The organism is Peptoniphilus sp. DNF00840, from assembly GCF_001553125.1.
In the GTDB taxonomy this organism is placed as follows: Bacteria; Bacillota; Clostridia; order Tissierellales; family Peptoniphilaceae; genus Peptoniphilus_A; species Peptoniphilus_A vaginalis.
Genome location: NZ_KQ960241.1, coordinates 1 through 4,577 on the forward strand (window position 1 = coordinate 1; position 4,577 = coordinate 4,577).

7 protein-coding genes are annotated in these 4,577 nt (G+C 32.7%); 3 read left to right on the forward strand and 4 right to left on the reverse strand.

Features of this window, described 5'->3' with window-relative positions; all coding sequences use genetic code 11:
- The first annotated feature begins 134 nt into the window (after nucleotides 1-134).
- Together HMPREF1864_RS08760 and HMPREF1864_RS08765 are read left to right on the forward strand one after the other, a co-directional pair.
- A complete protein-coding gene (locus HMPREF1864_RS08760; RefSeq protein WP_255353774.1) occupies nucleotides 135-257 on the forward strand; it encodes a hypothetical protein in 123 nt (40 codons plus the stop codon).
- Between the two features lie 4 nt (nucleotides 258-261).
- On the forward strand, nucleotides 262-384 hold the full coding sequence (locus HMPREF1864_RS08765) for a hypothetical protein (protein WP_255353775.1): 123 nt from the start codon (nucleotides 262-264) through the stop codon (nucleotides 382-384).
- A 105-nt stretch (nucleotides 385-489) separates the two neighbouring features.
- Here HMPREF1864_RS08765 and rpmF read toward each other — a convergent pair whose 3' ends face one another.
- The 3 genes from rpmF to HMPREF1864_RS07080 form a co-directional block, all read right to left on the reverse strand.
- Entirely contained in the window at nucleotides 490-672 is a 183-nt protein-coding gene (gene rpmF / locus HMPREF1864_RS07070; protein ID WP_005957570.1) for a 50S ribosomal protein L32, read from the reverse strand.
- 2 nt (nucleotides 673-674) lie between these two features.
- Nucleotides 675-1,208: a YceD family protein gene (locus tag HMPREF1864_RS07075; RefSeq protein ID WP_062572100.1), complete on the reverse strand. Its 534-nt coding sequence runs from the start codon at nucleotides 1,206-1,208 to the stop codon at nucleotides 675-677.
- A gap of 77 nt (nucleotides 1,209-1,285) precedes the next feature.
- Nucleotides 1,286-2,476, reverse strand: coding sequence for an acetate kinase (locus HMPREF1864_RS07080; RefSeq protein ID WP_062572101.1), 1,191 nt, complete (start codon nucleotides 2,474-2,476; stop codon nucleotides 1,286-1,288).
- 101 nt (nucleotides 2,477-2,577) lie between these two features.
- Between HMPREF1864_RS07080 and HMPREF1864_RS07085 the strand changes: the two genes are divergently transcribed.
- On the forward strand, nucleotides 2,578-3,720 hold the full coding sequence (locus tag HMPREF1864_RS07085) for a tRNA(Met) cytidine acetate ligase (protein WP_062572102.1): 1,143 nt from the start codon (nucleotides 2,578-2,580) through the stop codon (nucleotides 3,718-3,720).
- A 92-nt stretch (nucleotides 3,721-3,812) separates the two neighbouring features.
- On the opposite strand, the gene HMPREF1864_RS07090 is transcribed toward HMPREF1864_RS07085, so the two are convergent.
- On the reverse strand, nucleotides 3,813-4,577 hold a 765-nt coding region (locus HMPREF1864_RS07090), incomplete at its 5' end, for a YfjL-like protein (RefSeq protein WP_369817839.1).

Here is a 4,577-nt window from a genome sequence, read left to right on the forward strand (position 1 = left end):
CAGGAATTATTCCTGGGTTTGTCTACAATCTGAATGTGATTTTTATCACATTTACTATAATTTAAATTTGATTTTTTTTGCTAAAGTAGTAAACTGTAAATAAGAATAACTTTAGGAATCTAAAGGAGGAGCTTATGAGTCCACAAACAATAAAATTTTTAACATTTTTACAACCCAACTACATAACAAGCATTGTAGAAATAATTTTTCTTATTTTGATATTAAATAAGCTTAAAGAAATAAGCAAGAAGAGGTGAGCTTATGGAAAAATATACAGAAGTTACAAGAATTGGAATTCATTTGATCCTAAACTTAGGACTAGAATTTATAAAAATTTACCTACTTGCTAGGATCCTAGGTTTACTTAAAAAATTTGATAATTAAAACAAAAAGAGAGGTGGCGAAACCTCTCTAATTTTTTGCATATAAAATTTTAAAAATTCAAATTCAAAAGGCAAATAAAAAAAGCGAGACCTAAGTCTCACTTTATTATTCTGCTTCTGTAACAATTTCTTTGCCTGCATAGTGTCCACAAGAAGGACAAACTCTATGAGGTAATTTCATTTCATGGCAGTTAGGACATTCAACTACTGTTGCTTTATTTAATCTGTAAGAAGATGCTCTTCTCTTGTTCTTTCTTTGTTTTGAAGTTTTTCTCTTAGGTACGGCCATTTCTACACCTCCTCATCTTTAAATAAATCTAATAACTTCCCAAATCTTGGGTCCACAACTTCTTCTTCAATTTCTTCTTCCACACAATCACAAGGGCCATCATTCAAGTTCTTGCCACAATGTGGACACAATCCCTTGCAATCTTGGCTACACAAATTCTTTCCATTAATGGAAGTAAGTATTTGTGAAAAAATAATTTCCGAAAGATTTATGGAATCATTTTTAACTTTAAAGTATTCGTCTACAGAATTTTCATCATATAGACTTGGGTCTTTAAAATTGTAAGCAATGTAACTTGTCTCCTTTTCATTTACAAATTCTTTGAGACATCGGTCACAGTTAGCCTTAAATTTGTAGGAAATATTGAGACAAAGTTCTAACTCCCCTGTCAAATCATGAATATATCCATTGTACTCTACGGGATAGATGAGATTGAGATCCTCTAAATTCAAATCCGTGTCATTTTCCTCTAGAATACCCTCAAAGTCTAATCTGACTTCATCAGATGACAAAAAAGTACTAAGATCTAATTTCATTTACTCACCTCAAAAATACATACAAATCATTATAACTTTTAAAATTTAGTCTGTCAATACTATATTGAAAATTAAACTTAAACAAGTTCCTTTGTATCTCTTGCAATCATAAGCTCTTCGTTAGTTGGGATAACAAAAACTTTGATTGAAGAATCGTCAGAAGAAATAAGTTTGTCTTCTCCTCTTACATTGTTTCTTTCAGGGTCAATTTTGATGCCTAGAGATTTCAATCCAGCACAAATTGATTCTCTCATTTCAATAGAGTTTTCACCAACGCCAGCTGTAAATACAATTGCATCAACATGGTCAAGTTCAGTCATATAAGAACCAACGTAACCACGAACTCTCTTTTCAAAGATATCAAGTGCAAGTTTTGCTCTCTTGTTTCCTTGGTCTCTAGCTTCTTCAATATCTCTAAAGTCACTTGATACTCCAGAAATTCCTAGTACACCTGATTTTTTGTTAATTAGAGTTTTGATTTCTTCAGTAGAAAGATTTTCTTTTTCCATAATGAATGGAAGAATAGCAGGATCTAAGTCACCACATCTTGTACCCATTGCAAGTCCTTCAAGTGGTGTGAAGCCCATTGATGTATCAATAGATTTACCCTTTTCAACTGCACAGATACTTGAACCATTGCCAAGGTGGCAAGTGATTAGGTTAACTTCATTTACATCCTTGCCAAGTAATTCTGCTGCCCTCTTAGTGATGTATTTGTGAGAAGTTCCGTGGAAGCCAAATCTTCTAATTTTATATTTTTCGTAATATTCATATGGAAGTGCATAGATGTAGCTTGCTTCTGGCATAGTTTGGTGGAAAGCTGTATCAAAAACTGCAACTTGTTTAACATTAGGAAGAAGTCTTTGACAAGCCTTGATTCCCATAATGTTTGGTGGGTTGTGAAGAGGAGCTATTTCAACATTATCTTCAATTCCCTTTAGGACTTTTTCGTCTATTACTACAGATTGAGCGAAGTCTTCGCCACCATGTACTACTCTGTGACCTACGGCATCAATTTCATCAAGTGATTTGATTGCACCGTATTCTTCATTTGTTAGGGATTCCATTACAAGTTCAAGAGCTCTCTTGTGGTCTTGCATTGGAGTTTCAATAGTTTTCTTTTCCTTACCAATTGTTTCGTGTTTAATTCTTGAACCTTCAATTCCGATTCTTTCAACTAAACCCTTTGCCATCACTTCTTCTGTTTCCATATTAATAAGTTGATATTTAAGGGAAGATGATCCGCAATTAATAACTAATATCTTCATATTTCCTCCTCGGTTTTTTAAATTTATTAAATATAGTATAATAACTAATAATTAGTTTATAACAGTTGTAGCCATTAGTCAATAATTGGAGATTTAAAAATATGAAAATTGCTTCTATAATAGCCGAGTACAATCCCTTCCACAAGGGACACGCCTATCAAATTAATAAAATAAAAGAGGACTACACAGACTTCATTGTAGTCATAATGTCTGGCAACTTTGTCCAAAGGGGCGAGCCTGCAATTATTAATAAATACGAAAGAGCAAGGCAGACTATAGACAATGGAGCAAGTCTTGTCCTAGAACTCCCCCTTCCCTATGCAACTTCTAATGCAGAAATTTTTGCTCTTGGAGCTATAAATATTTTAAACTCCATGGGCATTATTGATCGACTTTACTTTGGCAGTGAAGATGACCTTGACGTCTTAAGAAGTCTTCAAAATAAAATTGACAAGAACCTTGATGAAGCTAAGTTAAAAAAATATTTATCAGAAGGCAAGTCCTTTATAAGGTCTCGCCAACTTGCCATGGACTTCTTAGGTGATGAAGAAAAAGAAATTTTAAAAAGACCCAACAACATCTTGGGCATCGAATATCTTAGAAGCCTTACAAAATTAAATTCGAGTATAGATCCTCACTCAATAAAGAGAAAAAATGTTAACCACCACGATAACTTTACCCTTGATGACTTTGCATCAGCATCACACATTAGAAACCTAGTCTATAAAGGTGAAAATGCCTCAAACTTCTTGCCAGGCTATGACTTAGTAGCGGAAAACAAGTTAGAAAATTACTTTGACATCTTCAAGTACAAGATGCTAAGTGAAAAAATAAATTTTAAGGACTACTTTGATTATGAAGAAGGACTTGAAAATAGAATTTTGGAAAATCTCGATGCAGAAAATTTTCAGGACCTCATAGAAAAAGTCCACTCAAAAAGACACAGCAGGTCTAGGATAAAGAGATTAATTATAGAAATCCTTTTAGACATCAAAAAAGACTTAATAAAAAATTCTTTGAAAGAGCCCTACACAAGAGTCCTCGCTTGCGACGAGAGAGGTCTAGAAATTTTTAAAAAATCAAAAAATAAAAATAAAATTTATTCCTTTAAATCCTTTTACGACACATCATCAGGCATCACAAAAGAGCTGCTTGATAAGGAAATTTTGGCAAGTGACTTGTATAACATTAAATCTGGAAAATTAAAAACAGACTTCACAAGAGAAGTCTATAAAAAATTATAAACTTATAAAAAATCAAATTTTTTAATTAAAGGCAAAAAGAAACTCTCATCCTAAGAAATCCTAAAATGGAAATCTTAGAATGAGAGTTTTTCTTAATCCTTAGTTTCACTTATTGACTTTTCATAAATATTTTTAAATTCTTTTATATCTTTATTTCTCAAGACTTCTTGAGGAACATCACTGACGCTAATAGAGCCTGCCCAGGACTCAGCTTCCCCATCAGGCTTTTTATTTTCTTCTGGAATTAAAATAACAGAGTATTTAGTGACCTTCAAAGAAGTCTTATCCATAATTTTTTGCAAATCGCAAAGAGCATCAAAACACTCTTCAAAGCTTGGCTTTTTAACATAACCAAAGGTCTGAGCATTTAAATCTTCCTTAAAATTATTAAAATCAAATTTTTGGTCTAGAATGAGTTTTCCTTCAAGATCATCATTAAGAGTAGTCAAAGAAATTTCATAAGGGAAACTATACTTCTCTTGGAGCTTAGACCCATATTCTCTTAGCTCGTCAGATAATCTGATCTCAGTGTTAAATAGAATATCATCGTAAGTATCTTGCTTTAACTTGCCAAAAGAATCAAAGCCTAACATAAATGCAGTGTCCTTACTAGTTTTGCTGCGAAGCCTTACAGTGTAGTAGCCGTCCTTAAAATTATAATAGGCCCTGTCACGATTTAGGTCCAAGTCCTTGTAGTGACTCTCAATATATTTAGTAGCAGACTTTTCCGCCACAAGTCTTGAAATAGGACTTCCAAAAAAAGCAAAATAGTAAAATAATAAAATTAAAGCACAAACTATAGTAAGTCCAATAAAAAATTTTTTTAAATTGATGAATTGCAAATAATATTGCGACAC

What these genes read in the sequence shown, in the direction of transcription:
- HMPREF1864_RS08760 (WP_255353774.1), top strand. Translation starts at nt 135, where the DNA reads ATGAGTCCACAAACAATAAAATTTTTAACATTTTTACAACCCAACTAC.
- HMPREF1864_RS08765 (WP_255353775.1), top strand. Translation starts at nt 262, where the DNA reads ATGGAAAAATATACAGAAGTTACAAGAATTGGAATTCATTTGATCCTA.
- rpmF (WP_005957570.1), bottom strand. Translation starts at nt 672, where the DNA reads ATGGCCGTACCTAAGAGAAAAACTTCAAAACAAAGAAAGAACAAGAGA.
- HMPREF1864_RS07075 (WP_062572100.1), bottom strand. Translation starts at nt 1,208, where the DNA reads ATGAAATTAGATCTTAGTACTTTTTTGTCATCTGATGAAGTCAGATTA.
- HMPREF1864_RS07080 (WP_062572101.1), bottom strand. Translation starts at nt 2,476, where the DNA reads ATGAAGATATTAGTTATTAATTGCGGATCATCTTCCCTTAAATATCAA.
- HMPREF1864_RS07085 (WP_062572102.1), top strand. Translation starts at nt 2,578, where the DNA reads ATGAAAATTGCTTCTATAATAGCCGAGTACAATCCCTTCCACAAGGGA.